Here is a 16,510-nt window from a genome sequence, read left to right as displayed (position 1 = left end):
TGGATAGATTTCGCCTTGATTTCAGTACAACCATCGACTCAGTTCGTCCATGTTCGCCACGACAATCTGCTGGGCACTTGGCTTCAGATGCATCTTGGTTGTGTCGATCTGATAGCGGTTTAACACGTACTGAACCAGAGCGCCACGTGTCTCAATCACGAGCTGGCCGTCTTCCATTCCGTAGTCAGCTTCGAGGATTGCACGCTGCGCAGGCTTCAGCCTGGAGTCAGCCTGCAGGATCACGGTTGCCGGTGTCGTCCATCCTGGATCAAGGAGACGGGTGTGTTCTGTGATGTCATTCATAAGCTCTGGGGCGCCACGGAATCGACTCAACACAAAATCGCGGTACTCTCTGTTTTTCTCGCAGTAGGCTCTTACGTGCCAACGCATGCCTGTATGGATTAGCGTGTGTGGAGCAATGAGCCGCGTTTCGCCGTCTGGAGAGCGAAACGAAGCGTACTCACACTCAAGCCGCTGACCTTCACGACAGGCCTTAAGTAATGGCCTAAGCACCTCTGGCCGGATGGAACGGTCTGGAACATCCAAAACGTCGATGTGCGCGTACGCCAACGTCAATCCTTCGATATGCGGAGCCCGCTCGTGATTCTGGTTCAGTAGGTGAAGGTAGGCGCTTGCGCTATCTTTCATGAAAAGCGGCTTAAAGTGCTTTCCTGGTACGTAGCCCTTTAGGTGCTTGTCGTAAACCAGGTTTCTCGGAGCATGCTCATCGATGTAGGTATTGATATCTTTCGACGCCTGCTGGCGGCTGATCCCAAAGCTTTGCATCAGGTGCCCTGTCGTTAGGCGTCCTTCCCACCAGGCTACTGTTTCGATCAGCTTGTACCGCAACGCCAGATCCCAGCGTACAGCCTCAATTGCTTTTGCCCGCTTCATGTCGCCCCCATGTGCTCGAAAAGTTTACCTGTATGCGTAAACACCGTAGATGTGTCATGTATATCTACATATGGTTGGCGTGAAGAGCAACCGCCGGCGAAACGGCCTGGTGCTTATGGAAGGCGGCTGCCGAGTGAGAAATCGGCTGTACTGCTAAGGGTTCTAGCCAGAGAGATATCCGATGTCGCAACTAGTCAAGATCGTACTCATCGATTCGCTGTGTGCAGGTGCCAAAGCTGAGCTTGTCATGGATGGAAACACCAGTGTCACCGGTGAGAACGGCATAGGGAAGTCATCCTTCATCAAGCTCATCCCTGTGTTCTATGGTGCATCACCAGGGAGGTTGGTCAAAGCCGGCACCAACCGGGAAAGCTTTGCAAATTGGTACCTACCACGATCTTCGAGCTTCATCGTTTTTGAGTACATAAACCATTCTGGCGACGCACGCTGCGCGATCATGCATCGCAGCGGAGAAGGATACTCATACCGCTTGGTATCGAGCGCCTGGAGTGCTGAGCTGCTCTATCGTGACTACGAAGCTGGTCTTCTGGTTCTCCCTGGCGAACTACACGGCCACCTGACGCATTTGGGTATCTCGTGCTCCCCTGAGCTGCAACCCTATCACTACCGCCAAATCATTCAGTTCAATAGCGGCACAGCCCATCTGGAAAAAGTCGCCGACGCTGGTAAGCGGAAGCTAATCGTCAGTCTGCGGATGGGCTTCTCGCTGGCGCCGAAGCGCAAAGATTTCAATGGCATTGATTTCGTAACGCTGGCGCTCATCGAGAGCGGTGGTACCTTCGATACCATGAAGGCGACCATGGCCGAGATCCTTCAGCAAGACAATGCGGATCCGAGCCGCACGTTGATGATGCTGAACTCACAACCCTTCAAGAGCGTGGTCGATAACCGCGCTGGTTTTCTGCTGATGGATTCTCTGAGGCCAGAGATCGCAGATATGAACATCCAGTCCCACGAATTCCGCGCTGCTCTACGGCAAATGGGGATGCAAAAGCGCCGAGTCCTGATGGTCGAAGACAAACTAAGAGAGCGTCAAAACGCCCGTGTTTCCGCTTTGGCTGAGTTGAGCAATGAGGACGATCAGCTTCTGAACGTTAGTCGGGAGCGCATGAGTGGCTTTAACGCGCAAAAGGGCATGGCTACGACTCAGGTTGCTGAAGAGAACGCCTGGTTCCAAAGGTACGAAGAGAAGCGCGTCAACTATCTGGAAAACCGAATTCAGGAGCTCTCTGAGGAGTTTGATCAGCTTCCGGAGCTACGCGATCAGTTGCACCTGAAGCAGGAACATCAGCTCAAACTGAACCGCCAGGGAGCAGACATCCGCAACGTGTTCCAGGAGCTGGAGGCTGCTGCCAGACAGGTAGCTGCAGACAGCAAGGGCGCTGCTTTCACCAAATATAAAGCTGCTTCCCAAGCTATACAGATACGATTAGCCGAACTTGAAGGCACCCAGACGAAGCTGCTTGACGAAACACGGGCTGCACATGAGGTTGAGCTCGCAGCACACCAACAACAGCAACTTTTGGCGAAAGGTGCCGAGGCTAGCGAGCTGTTACGTGCAGAGCAGCTCAAGGGCGTTACGGCTCTCCCCGCGGCGCAGCGCGTCATAGATGAGTCTCAACGCGCCATCAACGAGCAGATGCTTGTGGTTGCCGAATTCCAGAAACAACTTAGCGCAATCACAACAGAGGTACACAACCTATCGCAGGAGCGGCACGCTCGAGCCAGCGAATACAGTGGGATGCAGGTAAGGCAAAACACCCTTGTTGAGGCCCGAGAGAGCCTCAAGCAGCAGTTCAATGCTGGCGCTGAAACGCTGCTTGGTTTCCTACGACGAAATCACCCCTCTTGGACAGAGAATATTGCTCGACTCATTCCAGTCGAGATCCTTATGCGCACAGACTTGAACCCCGCACTCCTCGAGGAGGTTCAGCAAAGCCTATACGGCGTCGAAATCAACCTTGAGGTGCTACCTCCCGCCACGGTTGCAAGCGCTCAAGCGCTTGAGGCAGAAATCGCATCGCTGACAGCCCAGATCCAATCGCTCAATATTGATATGGAGGCTGTAGAGAGGCAGCAACGCAGCATTGAGGATCGGCTGCGCCAAGCTGGCGCTCGAGCATCTGCATCTCAAAAAGAGCTAAGCAATTCAAACCTGGATCTAGAAACCCTCAAAGGGGATCACGCCGGATTGATTGACCGTGCCCGTGAGGAAGTCGCAGATGAAATGGAGCTTCAAGCGGCACGCGTGGAGGAGGCTCTAGGTCGACTTGCACAGATTGCCAATCGGCTTGAAGCCTTGAAACAGCGACATAAGCGAGAAGTCACCGACATTCAAGCTGAGAGTGAGCAGTCAAGATCGCAGCTTAAGCAAGATCAGCAACGAGCTAACGTCGAGATTGATACGACCGAAAAACGCGTCGACGCAATGCTCGCAACTGAACTGAAACAAGCCCAAATTGATCTGGAGGCTCGTCTGCAAGCAGCAGGGATAGATGACCACGCGAGCAAACGGCTAAGCGCGGAAATCGCCGACCTGGAAAAGAATATCAAGCGGCTGCGAGACCATGAATCACAGATAGATAGCTACAGGTTGTGGATTAGTGAATCCGTTCCAGCTGTACCTGATCGCAAAGCGGCCTTGTCACGTGCAAACGCCGATCTCGAGCGTATCAATCGCGTCATTGAGCAGTGGCAGCTCGAATTGCAGGCAGCACAAAAAGCTATCAGTGAACGCAGGAAGGTTCTGGTCATCCAGGGGCACGACGACGATCAGGAGCTTGGCGCAGTAGCTCGTGTTTTAAGGGAACTCAGTCAGATTGATGCAGCCACAGATGCCCATTTGAGTTCAACACCGAAGGCTGCCGACATCGAAGACGAAGTCGGAAAGCTGAAGCGCCGGCGAGGAGAGTGTCATCGCAGAGGCTCTGAACTGTACCGGCAGGTTCACCAGCGCTTCCAGAGGGATCGCTTGATGCACACACCTCAGGGAGCTGCTCTTGATCAGATCATGAATCATGCCGCGAATAATGCGTATGAGCTCGAGCTCGCATGGCTGGAGGCTGCGCCCAACCTCCAAGAGTACATTGAGATCTCTCACCCTGACCAGAAAACAAAGCTGATTATCCAGGCCAAGAATCTTTCAGATGAGCTCTGCGATAACCGCTCAAAGCTTCAGCAATTGCACCGGAGCATCTTGAAATTGGGTCGAGACGCGACTGCAAAAGCAAGCGAGGTTCTCAGTGCCTTCGCCCAGATTCGTCAGTTCGAGTTCAAGGTTTCGTCGCGGATCCATGAGATGTCATTCTGGGATGACCTGACCAACTACGAGCAGCAATACAAGCGCTGGAGCGGGATGGGCGGAGACTATCTCCCAACCGATGGATTCATGGAAGCGCTGCGCACCATCGAAAGGCAAATTGAAGAGGGGGCCTTCACGTCTAAGCTTTCGGACTGCTTTGATGTCTCCGTCACATGCAACGACCAGGGCCGGGTGAAGGTAGCTACTAACAACGCGGAGCTGATCCACCTCAGCAGCACTGGACTCACGAAAATCATCGTTGCCATGATCTACGTGTCACTGTTCGAGCTTCTGCGCAATGAAGCAGATTTTCAGATGTCGATCCCAATTGATGAAGCGTTGGAGCTCTCCCCAGAAAACTACGTTGCGCTGGTCAATTATTTCAATGAGCGCGGGCTTTCCATGCTTGCATGCTTCCCAGGTGGCGCTCCTGAGCTGCTGCGGCAATTCAACAACCGGTACAGTTTGGAGCGGAGGGCAGACACGGACTCAATCGTGGTGAAGGAATACGGTATCGATGATAAGGATGAGCTCGATGACCTCAACGATGCCTTAGGGGACGCTTACCTGGAAGGTGCACTATGAGTCCGTTGAGAGATGTACTGAACAAGCTGCTCTCTGGCATCTTCATCTGCCAGTACGCCCATCCTGAGCTGCATCGACAACTGCGCAATGTTGAGTTCGCCGAGAGTGTCGAGAACGCGCTGGCGCCCTTAGGTCGGAAAATGGCGACCTTAGGCGAACCCGAAGCTCCAGACACCTTCTTCGCCAGGTTCATTGATCTTTCAGAGCCCGTAGATCGAGAGGCGGCCACCGCGCAGCTAGTTGAACTCCGCGATCAGATTCGACCTTGCCTCGAGTTCATCCGTCTGATCAACCGCGCGGGGCGCAGTGAGACCTGCTTAGCACCAGGTGACGTCATCTCTTTCGCCGACATGCTTGAGTCGATTGAAAATCACCCGACCTACCGGACTCAGCTCTGGGATTTGAGCGGGTATGACTTCTTCAATAAATCCAAAAGTGGTAAAGACAACAACGACAGGCTGAAGCTGGTGCTTCGCGCTTTGGCTGACGCAGGTTACATCGTCAAAAGGAGCAGCGAGTCGGCGAACTACATAGCTACGGGAAAAATGGGTTACGTGCACACCATCTTGGCTTGGATAGCTGAATACAATTCGCTCAGCCTAGACGTGGGGGCGAGCGATCAGTCTGATGGTGAACAGCAGGGAGGGCTTAGCTTGTGAGGGAGAATGATTGGATTGAGCTCGGCGATGCGCTCACTCGAAATGCGCCCTTCATCGAAGCATTGTCGATGGCCGACGAGGAAGGTATCGCACTGCCTGAACGACGGACAAAGGGCATTTCTTACCTGATGTCTAAAGGACTCATCGAAGAGGATGACGAGCTCTACTACCTGAGCGGCCTCCTGCTAGACATTGGCGCACAGATATCGCTGCAAGGATTCGAGCGTGCTGCTCCGGACTTGCAGGAGTCTCTGATAGCTATCGAGCAACACTGCGAGGCCTACCATGACGCTAAAGCAGCTGACCTCTCTAGCGAAGCTGAACGTCATTTGAAGCGGTTAACGCACAGCTGCCGCCAAGTCACGAACCACCTCCGTAACGAGCAAGCCCAGACTCGAGCGTTCATTGAGGGAGGGTACGGTTTCTCTCCGCGGCTCAGAGATCGGCTGCGTGACATTAATAACGCAATCGGGCGCCTCAAGCGCCTGCACGAAAAGCTAGGCATGTTCACCCATGTCGGCCTTGCAGGCCTGGCCCGAAGCGATCGATCTTTGCGGCGCGTGCTTCTGGAAAACCTGCTTGGTGCTGTGTCACGTAATCGCCTTGCTCTAGATGAGATGATCGGACGCCTTGATCGACTCAGCCTTGCTGTTCGCAAGCGCAACCACATGCGCCAAGTGGCCCACGCTGTAGATGTCTTCCTTCAGGCAGGGAACCCTATAGACCTAGAGCCACTTTTTGACAGAAGAGATGCCGCTTCCTGGGCCCCAGCCGCAAGGATGTATCTAGCTGGCAGCGCTTACTGCGATGTCGATGCGGGAGAGAGCTTGGAAGACCTCGAGCTCCTTATTGCATCACTGCCGCCGCCAAAAGCTCGGCGAGTTGAGGAATCGCCCAAGCCTCGTGAATCCAAGCCTGTATTGCCTAAAGACGAGCTTGCCAAGGTGCTCGAGAAGCCGTTTGCACGAGATCACCTCGAGAGAATGCTCAAAGCATTGATCGAAACCAAGGAGCCTCAATCGGCGGTGGCATATTGGGAGGCTAACGGGGAGCCCGATATCTCCATGAGTATCTGGCTCTATGCTCTGGATGGCTATGTTCGTCTTCAGACAGCGGTGGGCAAGGTACGGCATAAGCCACTCAATTACCGGCTGACTTCCATTTACGCGCCCTACCAACGTGTATCTGCCAACCGGCGCGTCCTCGATTTAATGCTAGAAAGAGCGGGGCGGATATGAGCGTTTTCGGCAACATGAGGGCCATCAAACCGGTAGTGATTGCGATCAGGCAGGATGCCCGGAGAGTGAAAATCAATGCGACGTGGGAGCTGCTAAACGAAACCTACGGAATCGGCAAAAAGCTGAATGGTAGCTATCTGGCATTGACTGAAGTTGAGCTGGCCACCGTTCGGAGGATGCTCAAAAAAGAAACAGGCGTGGACGCGCTCCTTGTCAGCCTTGATGACCTTGAAGGTGATCGCCTGGCGCTCGCCAAGAAGTCGCGTAATGAGAAGCTCGCACGACTGACCACTGGACACCGAATCGTTATGGCCGCCTCTGTTAATGGTCAGCTACAGCTCGCTTCGGGCGTCTACAACCATCCAGTTGGCGGCACCCTCAGCGTACCTGCGGAGGAATTCCATGGTCTCGACACTGTGCTGCTAGTAGAGAATCAGGCTGTGATGTACGCGGTGCGCGAGTATTGCTGGCCTGACGAAGTGAAGCACTTGCCCATGCTCTTCCGGGGAAGCCCGCAGATCACGCCGGCGGCCGTAACAAAGGCCTTATCTGGCGTACGGCAGATTATCTGCTTCCCTGATTACGACCCTCAGGGGTGGATGAATACACTAACTGCCAAGGCCCATGGCATTGTCGTGCCCTCGTTGAATGCAATCCGGGAGATCCTCATAGAGGAATGGGACAAACCCAAAGACTATGAGAGACAGCAGGTGGCCCGGGAATGGCTGAAGGGAAGGGTGGACATCCCCCTTGTGCAGAGCATGCTAGAGCATGAATTGGCGCTTTCTCAAGAATCCATGGCGGGAATGGAGCTCGAAATGCTACCTCTTACACCCAGAGGCTGAAACCGCCGTTTCCAGCTTACCGTTTGACTTCAGAGGGCACCGATGAGCAACAACTCAGATACTAGCAAAATCATCCCAACTATCGCCGGTAGTATTGCTAAAGCAGGCATGGGGCTTCTTCCTGGCGGTGGCGTTGCGGTTTCTATCTATGAGCTGCTCAGCCTTGGGGTCGAGCAAATGGCTGAATACATGGAGCAGAGAACAAAGCAGAGGTGTGAGGAGTTCCATGAGCGATTGATCGCTGGCGAGAAGCTCGACGAATTTACGGCTGACAACCTTGATGTTGAGGACTACCACGCTCTACTCAGTGCTTGTCTTGGAGAAATGGAGACGGAAAAGGCCGGCTTGTATGGCGCAATGGCTTCCGCCATCGCATTGGGGAGAATTGCCCCACGAGAGAAGCGGTTTCTCATGCTGGCGCTGAAAGATCTATCCCATGCGCAGTTGCAGATGGCACGTAAAGCCTACATTGCAAAACGGAACGCCCTCAAACCTCACCAAGGAGCTGGTCAACGCGAGGAGGGGGACTTTTTAGGTCTCAGATCTAGCGACGAAATCGAACAGCTCAATTACGAAGCACTGGTTGCCGCTAAGGTCGTCCGTGAAAACAAGCTCAGCCCCCTAGGAGAAACGCTTGTGCGGGCGTGCTTCGACGCCGCCGATTTGACTCCAAGCAGCATAGGCGAAGACGTTTGGAGCCCTGTATGGCTGAACATCCTCTCCTTTGAGCTAGCCGGTAGGGCTTTATCATTAGCGTCTGACCTTGGAAACTCTGCGTGGCTCAAGAACATGCGGCACTCTATCTACCGCCCTCAAGGCCGTAGACAATTTCAGCCGTACGATGGACTAAACGTCCTGATCATCGACCAAGATCCAGGTGCAGTGATCGCCGGGAGAGAGGTGTTGATGACCGACATCGGAAAGCGATCGCTCATAGTGGTGGCTTTGAGTGAGGTGCCGGCGGAGGTGAAAGCAGGTTTACCAGAGGCCATATGGTTCAATGCTCCCCAAATGAGTGCAGCTGCGCTTCTGGATCTTATGCTTGCTTCGGCTAGCCAGCGATCTTGATGCCCAACCCAGCGGTAAGCTGGCCCTTTTTAGCTTGATGGTGCTAGGGTGAGTGCAAGCCTTCTTGGTAACAGCCTCGCTTGGAGATCAAATGAGTCGGAAAGGACGCCGAAATCGCGCGCGTAGCAAGATCGCAAAGATGATCGTAAAGATCCAATCTATCCAAGCCCACCCCAGTCCGCGGCAAGCGATCCCGTTAAAGCGGGTCATTCGAGGGCTGATCGATGCCCTCGGTCACATGAGAATCGGCATGGCCAGGCGGATCTAGCAGGTCTGATTACTCAAGCCTGCACCGCCTAACTATCGATCGTAGGTATTACCACCGGTGCTGATCTTATAGATGATTTCGGAGTAGAGCAGACGCGCAATGATGGTGGTCGCGTTTACCAAACCTCCTGTCGTCATTCCGCGACAAAGCAGGTTCATATAGCCCTGGATACGAACGCACATCGCATCAGCGCTATCGAGCGGCACTGAGAAGATTGTAGTTTGGTGTAGATGATGAAGCAGAGCATGGCTATCCCTGCCGCAATTAAAACCTTCTTCATGTAACGATGCCAAACCCTCCTTCAGGCGGGTAGGCGGGTTACCGAATCGATCCGAGCTACGCACTCCACGCTAAAGCGTTTGAGCTCACCACTGCGTGCGCTTCTTTCCGATAAGGGCTCGGCTGAGCAGGGGAGGCGCACTATTTGCAGCCCAGCGACGAGCGGCCAATGCGACATGGCTTTTTTCAATGAGGGATGGCCGTACTCTGCTCAATGGCACGCAGAATGAGGACTCGGGGTTATTATTAGCATTGAATTCGGCCGAACAATTACCATCAATTGGCACGCTTGCCTAATAACGCTAATTGAATATAAGGCCCACAAAAACTCGCAAGCACCCCTCAATCAGGAGCAATATACAGCAACAATCCGCTAAATTTGCGACAAAAATCAAATTTAGCAGGAAAGGCCCTCCAGACAATGCTATTAAATTCTACGCCTGCCAATTAATCGCAATTGTTTTTGAGTGCTAAACCACGCTCATAAAAAATGCTTGATTGTGACATCTGATGGTGATTAAGCTCTAGCCATGATCACATAGGATACATCTTCCATGAATTTCACCGAGTTGCCTCCGGCGCCAAACGAAAAACAACTAACTGCCAAAGCTGCTAATGAAAACTTAGAAGGTCACGCAGCATCATTTCTTGCGCTAAATAATAACGATGCGTGGTCTGAGGAAGAGGTCGCAACCTTGTCAAGAGCTAAGATAGCTGACCAAATATTGGAGTGCTCCATGTCGGAGGGGTTATTTTTTTGGCAGCTTAAAAATCGTTCCAATCGCCTTTATAAGGAGATAAAAAAAGCCGGCAGAAAGATGAAGCTCTGGCAGGTGTACGACATTCTTCCTAAAGCACTTGGCTACAGGAACTATAAGGAGGCGCATTCCCTCCGGATGCCTGATGAGTTTGTTCCAAATCTGTGGCCGTCCAACACGGTGCGAGGCAGAGATTTTTTAAGTATGGAGAATTTCAGCGGATGGCCATCCGAGCAAAATTGCGCTGAACTCAAAGCAAGAAGATTGTTTAATAAGCATAGACCTAGAAGCATGAGTAAGTGATTGTGATGAAGGAGATGCGACATTGACGAAAGTGTCTCATCAATAAGCGCTCGCTTGATGAAGACTAAAAACCGTAAAAACATCCGAACTTTTGAGCAGTGCCACGCATCGCCACAATATCGATTGAATCAGGCTCATGATCGCTGCTGCTCGTTTACCGCTGCGCAGCGATTCGGCGAACAGGAGTTCGATCGCCCAAGTGCCCATGGCCATATCGGGTTCTCCACTTGATTGTTGTCTATCGGCACAGCTCCATCGTCCAGATAGAGTGATGGCGCTACCCAGTATTTGAGACTGCAGTCGAGAGCTTTGGCTGTGGCTGATCGGTGGTGCACCAAATCGCAAGGGGCCAACATTATCACTCACGTCCCGCGCTCGACGTTCAACCTCGTACAAGCCGGGATCAAGTACATCGCTTTGGAGTGCAACTTGTTCCAAGCACTACTTAGATAAAGCTCCAGGCGTTCCACATTCTCACAGAACAGCTCTTTCTCCTGCGCAGACAACTTCTCCCATTCGCCCTCGTCAAAGGGCTCCTCGGGCTCACCAGGATACAAATGTCCGGCTGCCATTAGAAGAAACCAGCCAGCGAGGTCATAGTAGTGCCCATGAATTTCTAGGCGGCTGTCTGCTAGACCTTGACAAAAGAAATTATAAACCTCTCCATCACTGGTGTCCGCCAGAGGTTTTTCAAAGGTTTCGCGCGAAATAACCTTAGTGAGCAACATAACATATACCGAGCAGATCGGCTCGCTAATGGAAATGGTGTAGTCATCCGAATTAAAATTCATACAGTGCATTGCTTCTCAAGAGTGTATATATGCAGCTTTTATCATTATGCGATTTGACCAAAAAATTCAGCCCCGGTCACGCATTCGCACTGCTTTTATAGACTTACTCCGCTCTTGATCATGAGAGTGATAATAGACGTTCTGAGTGGTGCTCAAATTGCTATGCCGCAGGTCGAGCTGAAGATCTTTTGCACTTCGAAGTGGAGCGTCGAAGGTAGCGGAAGTGTGGCGGAGCCAATGTGCAGATGCAGCTTTCAGGCTATTCATTTCATGAGGCTGACGCTCCTCATCCCGCATACGACTCACGGCGTTATCAAATACAGCCTGGAGGAGGGCACGCACCTGTCTCCCAGACAGACCTGAGCGTCCGTGAAGTGTTGTGAGCAGAGGAGTCTTTTCTTCCCATTGCGGCAGATCTGGAAGACCGATGAATCGCCGATATCGGGTCAAGTACTTTGCTATGTACTCGTCACGAACAGCAATCTTCCCCACTTTATTGCCTTTTCCGATTACGTGGTACCACCAATTTCCTTCAGCGTCTTGGCGAAAATCTCCCATCACAGGATGCCAGTTTGGCCTTCCCACGAGATCTGATACACGTAGGTACATCGCAAATAAAGTAGCTAGAATAAACAGCGTCCTTTCATATCGAGTGGGATCTTCTGCAGCCATGCTCTCTGCAGTATCTAGAACATAATCCCATTGAAGGGGGGTGAGGGCACGGTGAGATCCTTCGTCTTGGGGTGTGCTTCGGTTCTTACCTTTCTTTTTGATCAGTCTAAATGGATTCCCGCCCACTGATCCGTTTTCAACCAGATGCTCGTAAAAGCGGCTACAAATCGAGAAGACTTGATTGATCGTGCCTTGTGAGGCGGTGTATTTTTGCTTTGCTTCATCAATCGAGCACTGTGTTAACTCTTCACCGGCATGAGAGGCCTTTGACACCTTCATGCTGAATGGGCGCCATTTATCATTATGCATCACCGGATCTTCCCAAGCTGATTCGGAATGATCACTGGCAACAAATCGTCCGCGAACTATCGGCCCGATCCATTCTTCCGGTGGGTTGCGACAAAAATCTAAGTATTCTTCAGCGTCCTGACGTTTGATCTGACTGAAGGGCTTTCTTTTGACAATCATCGACCAGAGAAGCAGGCGCTCAACGTGGGTTCGATAAGAAGTAAAAGTCAATCCGTTGTCTGAAAACGCACGCAAAAAATCTCGCGCAAGTAAATACCCTTTGCCTGCTTCTACAGCTGGATCAAAAGACTCAATATATTTTCGAACGCACGGCATGCTCGGTTCGCTCAAGCTGAAATCTTGATCTATGAAAGTTTCGTACCCTTCGAAGATCGGTCGTGGGAGCGGGCGCATATAGGTTTACCGTGTCACATAGTTTTCTGAAGAACTTCCAGTATTGGTAGTAACTGGAAGTTTGAGGGTGATATTTAGCATCGATCCCTCCTCTGAGTTGTTTCCCTTGAAGAAGCGCGGATGGTAGCGACTGATAGTGAATAGTGCAACCACATGCCGATGGGAAGTCATGCAAAAATTCATGTTGACATCCTGTAAGGAGGTGAACTATTTGGCGCGAGCGATTACCTTCAGGCGTGCCTGCTAAAACATTAGCCATATATTGACAGCCTACTCACGCTTACTGGTTTTCTAGAGTATTCCAGAGATTTTCTCATATTTATCTAGTATTTTTTTGACGCCCGTAAAGTCCCGTGATTTTCTAACATTCTCCATGCCCCTTGATTTTACTGGCCCTGAAGGCTGAGCCAGTTGTAGGCGCTGCTGGAATGTCTCGCAAAGAATCGTTAGGCCGTATAAAACAGCCTAAACCACGACCAGAGCTAATCCAAAGCGCCGTGACGCAGAGCAAGGGGCTGGAAGCCAATAACCAAGCGGCTTATGTCCTTCTAATACCTTGGGATTCGACGCATTAGTAACCCGAATTAAAAAGGGTATTCCAGTAATGTCTCAACATTCCTTCATATCTGACACCATTCGGGCATGTCTCATAAAAATGCAAAAAATCCTCTAACCTATTGATTGCATAGGATTTTCTCAGCGGCCGAGACATGTCAATTGGCATGGCTGGTCTCGTAATTGATTTACCATGCATTCGCGATTCCCGAAAACGATCTGATGGGCTGAAGGCCACGGGAATAGTGGGCTGTAGCAAATTCAAGCCGTAGCAGATGTCTCATAATTCTTCTTCAGTAAGCACTCACACCAACCGCACTACATGCCCTGCAGGGCCCACCGAGTAAGGCTTTGAGGCTCATCAGCCCAGATGTCTCATCAATCAGCGATTGGCGCAGTGCAAAACCGTCCGGGGTTAGTGGAGCAGACAATGAACCGTATCAATGATCCATACGTCATTTAACATAATATGCATTATCCGAACATTCCTATTTTGTCACTGCGCCGTGGGTGCCCAGATGTTGAGCTGCACAAACCCCTGATTCATCGAAACCGGTGCATCCGTTGATCCAGGTTAAGGTTGGCTCGAGTCGCCCAGATTAAAATGCGGGCTCCGCACCCTCACGGGGAATCTGGCATGACCATCATCGTAACCGGTGCCGCAGGATTCATCGGCAGCAATCTCGTTCAAGCGCTCAACCAGCGCGACGAAACCGAAATCATCGCCGTCGACGATCTGACCGATGGCGACAAATTCCGCAACCTGGCCGACAGTGAAATTGCCGATTACCTGGACAAGGACGATTTTCTCGATCGCTTTGCTCGCGGTGAGTTTGGCAAGGTGCGTGCTGTGCTGCACCAAGGCGCGTGTTCAAGCACCGTCGAAGCTGATGGTCGTTTCATGATGGACAACAACTACCGGTTCAGCTGTGAGTTGCTGGCGTCTGCTCAGCAGCAACAGGTCCCGCTTTTATATGCATCATCGGCAGCTGTCTATGGCGCCGGGCAGGATTTTCGCGAACAACGTGAGTGTGAGCGCCCGCTAAACGTCTATGGCTATTCCAAGTTCCTGTTCGACCAACAAGTGCGCCGGCAGCTGACAACAGCACGGAGCCAGGTCGTCGGGTTGCGTTATTTCAACGTGTATGGCCCACATGAACAGCACAAAGGTGCGATGGCGTCGGTGGCCCTGCACTGCTTCAATCAGTACCAGGCCCATGGAAAAGTCAGCCTGTTTGGCAGCTATGGTGACTACCCCAGCGGTGGTCATCTGCGTGATTTCGTCTCCGTGGATGATGTGGTCAAGGTCAATATGTTCTTCCTTGAGCACCCACAGTTGAGCGGTATCTTCAATGTCGGCAGTGGTCGCGCTCAGCCATTCAATGATGTTGCCTTGGCTGTGATCAATCGGCTGCGTGAGCAACGGGACCAACCACCCTTGTCACTTGAGATTGCCTTGCTTGAGGGGGTGCTTGAGTACAGCGAATTTCCGGATCATCTGCGTGGCAAATACCAGTGCTACACCTGTGCCGACCTGGAGCGCTTACGCGCTGCCGGTTACAAGGCGCCCACATTGACCGTCCAGCAAGGCGTGGCCCGCTACTGCGATTGGTTGCAGGGCATCGAAAGTTCGCCGCCTGCTCCATTCAAGCATACGGCGGCAGCTTGATATTGCTTGTATTAACGAAAAACCAGTGACTTTATCTATGCATTGCTCGCTTCTTGGTCGATCATTGCTGATAACTACACTAAATAGTCATTTAGCGTAGTTATCAATAACTGCCCTGGCTGTAGCATTTTTGATCAGCCCAGCCCACCAAAGCGCTTGTAGAAACTCTCGTTCACATCCGGCAACGGCCCGTCTGCCGTTTCCAGTGCTGCATTCAACCATTCCTCTGCCTTGGCAAACACCAGCCGATACAGGTTACGGCACAACTGTCGCGCGGCCCTTCCCTCCCAATCCCCTGGCAGCAGCTCGTCTGGCAGTTGCGGGTCGCGCAACAGCAGGCGGCGGTACTCGTGAATCAGCAGGGTGCGCGCCAGGAAGCAATCTTGCGCATCGAGTAGGTGCTGCTCTTTCAAGCTCTGCCACAGCGGCCTGAACAGCTGGATGAACTCGCTGTACTGCTGCCCCAACTCATCGATACGCCAGCTCTCCCGCACCTGGGCCCGCATGGCCTTGGACGCGAGCACTTCCTGGGTGTGGGTTTCGAAGACGATACTGTCGTCGCTGGCTTCCAGGTCACGCAAGGTTGCGGCCAGGTCAGCACGGTCTGCCCGTGGGCAGCCAAGCAGGTTCGGCGCCATCACGCCAAACCCCTGCCATTCCAGCTCTTCACGCAAGGCCTTGCGCGTGCCGGCCTCAAGCTGCGACAGCAACACCAGCGTCCAGGCGCCATCCCAGGCCGGTTGGCTTGGGCTGTAGACACGTTTGAAGGCTTTTTCGAAACGGCGGCGGCCAGTGCCCGTCAGGCTGTAGTAGCTGCGTCGGCCAACCTTTTCAGCGGTGAGCCAACCCTCTTTGGTGAGGCGAAAGATCGACGTGCGGATCAGCCGCTCGTTGATACCTATCGGCTCCAGCAGGTTGATCAGGCTACCCAGCCAGACGGTCCCCCCATGGGGCTCGATGGCATCGCCGTACAAGGTGATGATCAGTGAGCTGGCGCGGATTGGCGTCTGCTCCTGAAAGCGAGTGATCAGGTTGTTCAGTGGGGCAAGATTGCTCATGGGCGAACTGTGCGCGGATAAAGCACCGACTATACCTGTGCGGCGGGCCGCCTGACCATTGCGCAGCGCTACCAGGCTCATGCCGAAGCCTGACCTTTGGGCCGGACACCGGTGTCTTCCATGCGCGGCCGCCCTGGTTCGGCTTCGGCCAATGGCGGGCATTCGACCATGCTGTTCATGCAGCGCTGCGCCAGGTGCTGATACTCCGCAGTACCGCGCTGCTTCCAGGCCAACTCCTGTTCGCTCAAGGGCCGTTTGACCTGGGCCGGCGACCCTATCACCAGGCTTTGCGCTTCACATGCGAAGCCGGCTTTGACGAACGCCGTCGCCGCGACGATGCAGCGTGGTGCGACATGGGCGCCATCCATCACCACTGCGTTCATGCCGATCAAGGCATCCTCGCCCACTTTGCAGCCGTGCAACACCGCGCCATGACCAACATGCCCGTTTCGTTCGACCACCGTGTCGCCACCCGGAAAACCATGCATTACACAGGTGTCCTGCAAGTTGGCGCCCTCCTCCAGCACGATGCGGCCGAAATCACCCCGGAGCGATGCCAAGGGGCCTATGTAGCAACGTGGGCCGACGATGACGTCGCCAATCAGTACTGCGCTTGGGTGCACGTAGGCTGTGGGGTGAACCACAGGCGTCAAGCCGTCCAGTCGATAGCAAGGCATGGAAGCTCCAGAAATGATTTGAAATGGCACCTGATCTTGTATCAAAAAATATTTGATCGTCAATCGGCGTAGTCGTGTATCGCTTTATACTGGCTAGGCTCCCCCTGTAAACCTAGGCATAAGATCAGCGATTTCGCGATAATCAGCGGCGAATAGGCGGTTTCCGT

Annotated in this window: 12 protein-coding genes and 1 pseudogene; 7 read left to right on the top strand and 6 right to left on the bottom strand. The window is 52.9% G+C overall.

Going from position 1 to position 16,510, the window contains the following annotated elements; translation table 11 throughout:
• Positions 1 to 21: 21 nt before the first annotated feature.
• Positions 22 to 894 carry a helix-turn-helix transcriptional regulator gene (locus ABI582_RS23070; RefSeq protein WP_442120371.1) on the bottom strand — a complete coding sequence of 291 codons (873 nt, stop codon included), beginning with the start codon at positions 892 to 894 and terminating at the stop codon, positions 22 to 24.
• Positions 895 to 1,075: 181 nt separating this feature from the next.
• Between ABI582_RS23070 and ABI582_RS23065 the strand changes: the two genes are divergently transcribed.
• From ABI582_RS23065 to ABI582_RS23040, 6 genes are all read left to right on the top strand, one after another.
• Positions 1,076 to 4,801 (top strand): ATP-binding protein, encoded by a 3,726-nt coding sequence (locus tag ABI582_RS23065; RefSeq protein ID WP_442120370.1) that lies wholly within the window; start codon positions 1,076 to 1,078, stop codon positions 4,799 to 4,801.
• Positions 4,798 to 5,460: a hypothetical protein gene (locus tag ABI582_RS23060; protein WP_442120369.1), complete on the top strand. Its 663-nt coding sequence runs from the start codon at positions 4,798 to 4,800 to the stop codon at positions 5,458 to 5,460. The genes ABI582_RS23065 and ABI582_RS23060 overlap by 4 nt, the downstream gene beginning before the upstream one ends.
• Complete coding sequence (locus ABI582_RS23055) at positions 5,457 to 6,698, top strand: hypothetical protein (RefSeq protein ID WP_442120368.1); 1,242 nt, start codon at positions 5,457 to 5,459, stop codon at positions 6,696 to 6,698. The genes ABI582_RS23060 and ABI582_RS23055 overlap by 4 nt, the downstream gene beginning before the upstream one ends.
• A complete protein-coding gene (locus ABI582_RS23050) occupies positions 6,695 to 7,543 on the top strand; it encodes a DUF7281 domain-containing protein (RefSeq protein WP_442120367.1) in 849 nt (282 codons plus the stop codon). The genes ABI582_RS23055 and ABI582_RS23050 overlap by 4 nt, the downstream gene beginning before the upstream one ends.
• Positions 7,544 to 7,585: 42 nt before the next feature.
• Positions 7,586 to 8,611, top strand: coding sequence for a hypothetical protein (locus tag ABI582_RS23045; protein WP_442120366.1), 1,026 nt, complete (start codon positions 7,586 to 7,588; stop codon positions 8,609 to 8,611).
• A 1,101-nt stretch (positions 8,612 to 9,712) separates the two neighbouring features.
• Positions 9,713 to 10,219 carry a hypothetical protein gene (locus tag ABI582_RS23040; RefSeq protein WP_442120365.1) on the top strand — a complete coding sequence of 169 codons (507 nt, stop codon included), beginning with the start codon at positions 9,713 to 9,715 and terminating at the stop codon, positions 10,217 to 10,219.
• 39 nt (positions 10,220 to 10,258) lie between these two features.
• Here ABI582_RS23040 and ABI582_RS23035 read toward each other — a convergent pair.
• The 3 genes and pseudogenes from ABI582_RS23035 to ABI582_RS23025 all read right to left on the bottom strand — a co-directional run.
• A pseudogene (locus tag ABI582_RS23035) lies at positions 10,259 to 10,542 on the bottom strand (IS66 family transposase); the annotation flags it as partial.
• Positions 10,543 to 10,581: 39 nt separating this feature from the next.
• Positions 10,582 to 11,010, bottom strand: coding sequence for a hypothetical protein (locus tag ABI582_RS23030; RefSeq protein WP_442120364.1), 429 nt, complete (start codon positions 11,008 to 11,010; stop codon positions 10,582 to 10,584).
• 66 nt (positions 11,011 to 11,076) lie between these two features.
• On the bottom strand, positions 11,077 to 12,384 hold the full coding sequence (locus ABI582_RS23025; protein WP_442120363.1) for a tyrosine-type recombinase/integrase: 1,308 nt from the start codon (positions 12,382 to 12,384) through the stop codon (positions 11,077 to 11,079).
• 1,192 nt (positions 12,385 to 13,576) lie between these two features.
• Here ABI582_RS23025 and rfaD point away from each other — a divergent pair.
• The gene (rfaD, locus tag ABI582_RS23020; RefSeq protein WP_442120417.1) at positions 13,577 to 14,608 is read left to right on the top strand and encodes an ADP-glyceromanno-heptose 6-epimerase; all 1,032 of its coding nucleotides are present in this window, start codon (positions 13,577 to 13,579) and stop codon (positions 14,606 to 14,608) included.
• A gap of 134 nt (positions 14,609 to 14,742) precedes the next feature.
• On the opposite strand, the gene paaX is transcribed toward rfaD, so the two are convergent.
• Together paaX and paaY are read right to left on the bottom strand one after the other, a co-directional pair.
• Positions 14,743 to 15,666 (bottom strand): phenylacetic acid degradation operon negative regulatory protein PaaX, encoded by a 924-nt coding sequence (gene paaX / locus ABI582_RS23015; protein ID WP_442120362.1) that lies wholly within the window; start codon positions 15,664 to 15,666, stop codon positions 14,743 to 14,745.
• A gap of 77 nt (positions 15,667 to 15,743) precedes the next feature.
• On the bottom strand, positions 15,744 to 16,343 hold the full coding sequence (gene paaY / locus ABI582_RS23010) for a phenylacetic acid degradation protein PaaY (protein WP_442120361.1): 600 nt from the start codon (positions 16,341 to 16,343) through the stop codon (positions 15,744 to 15,746).
• Positions 16,344 to 16,510 lie beyond the last annotated feature (167 nt).

Source organism: Pseudomonas sp. SAS7 (assembly GCF_052112345.1).
In the GTDB taxonomy this organism is placed as follows: domain Bacteria; phylum Pseudomonadota; class Gammaproteobacteria; order Pseudomonadales; family Pseudomonadaceae; genus Aquipseudomonas; species Aquipseudomonas putida_Q.
This window is presented reverse-complemented; position numbering and strand designations above follow the sequence as displayed.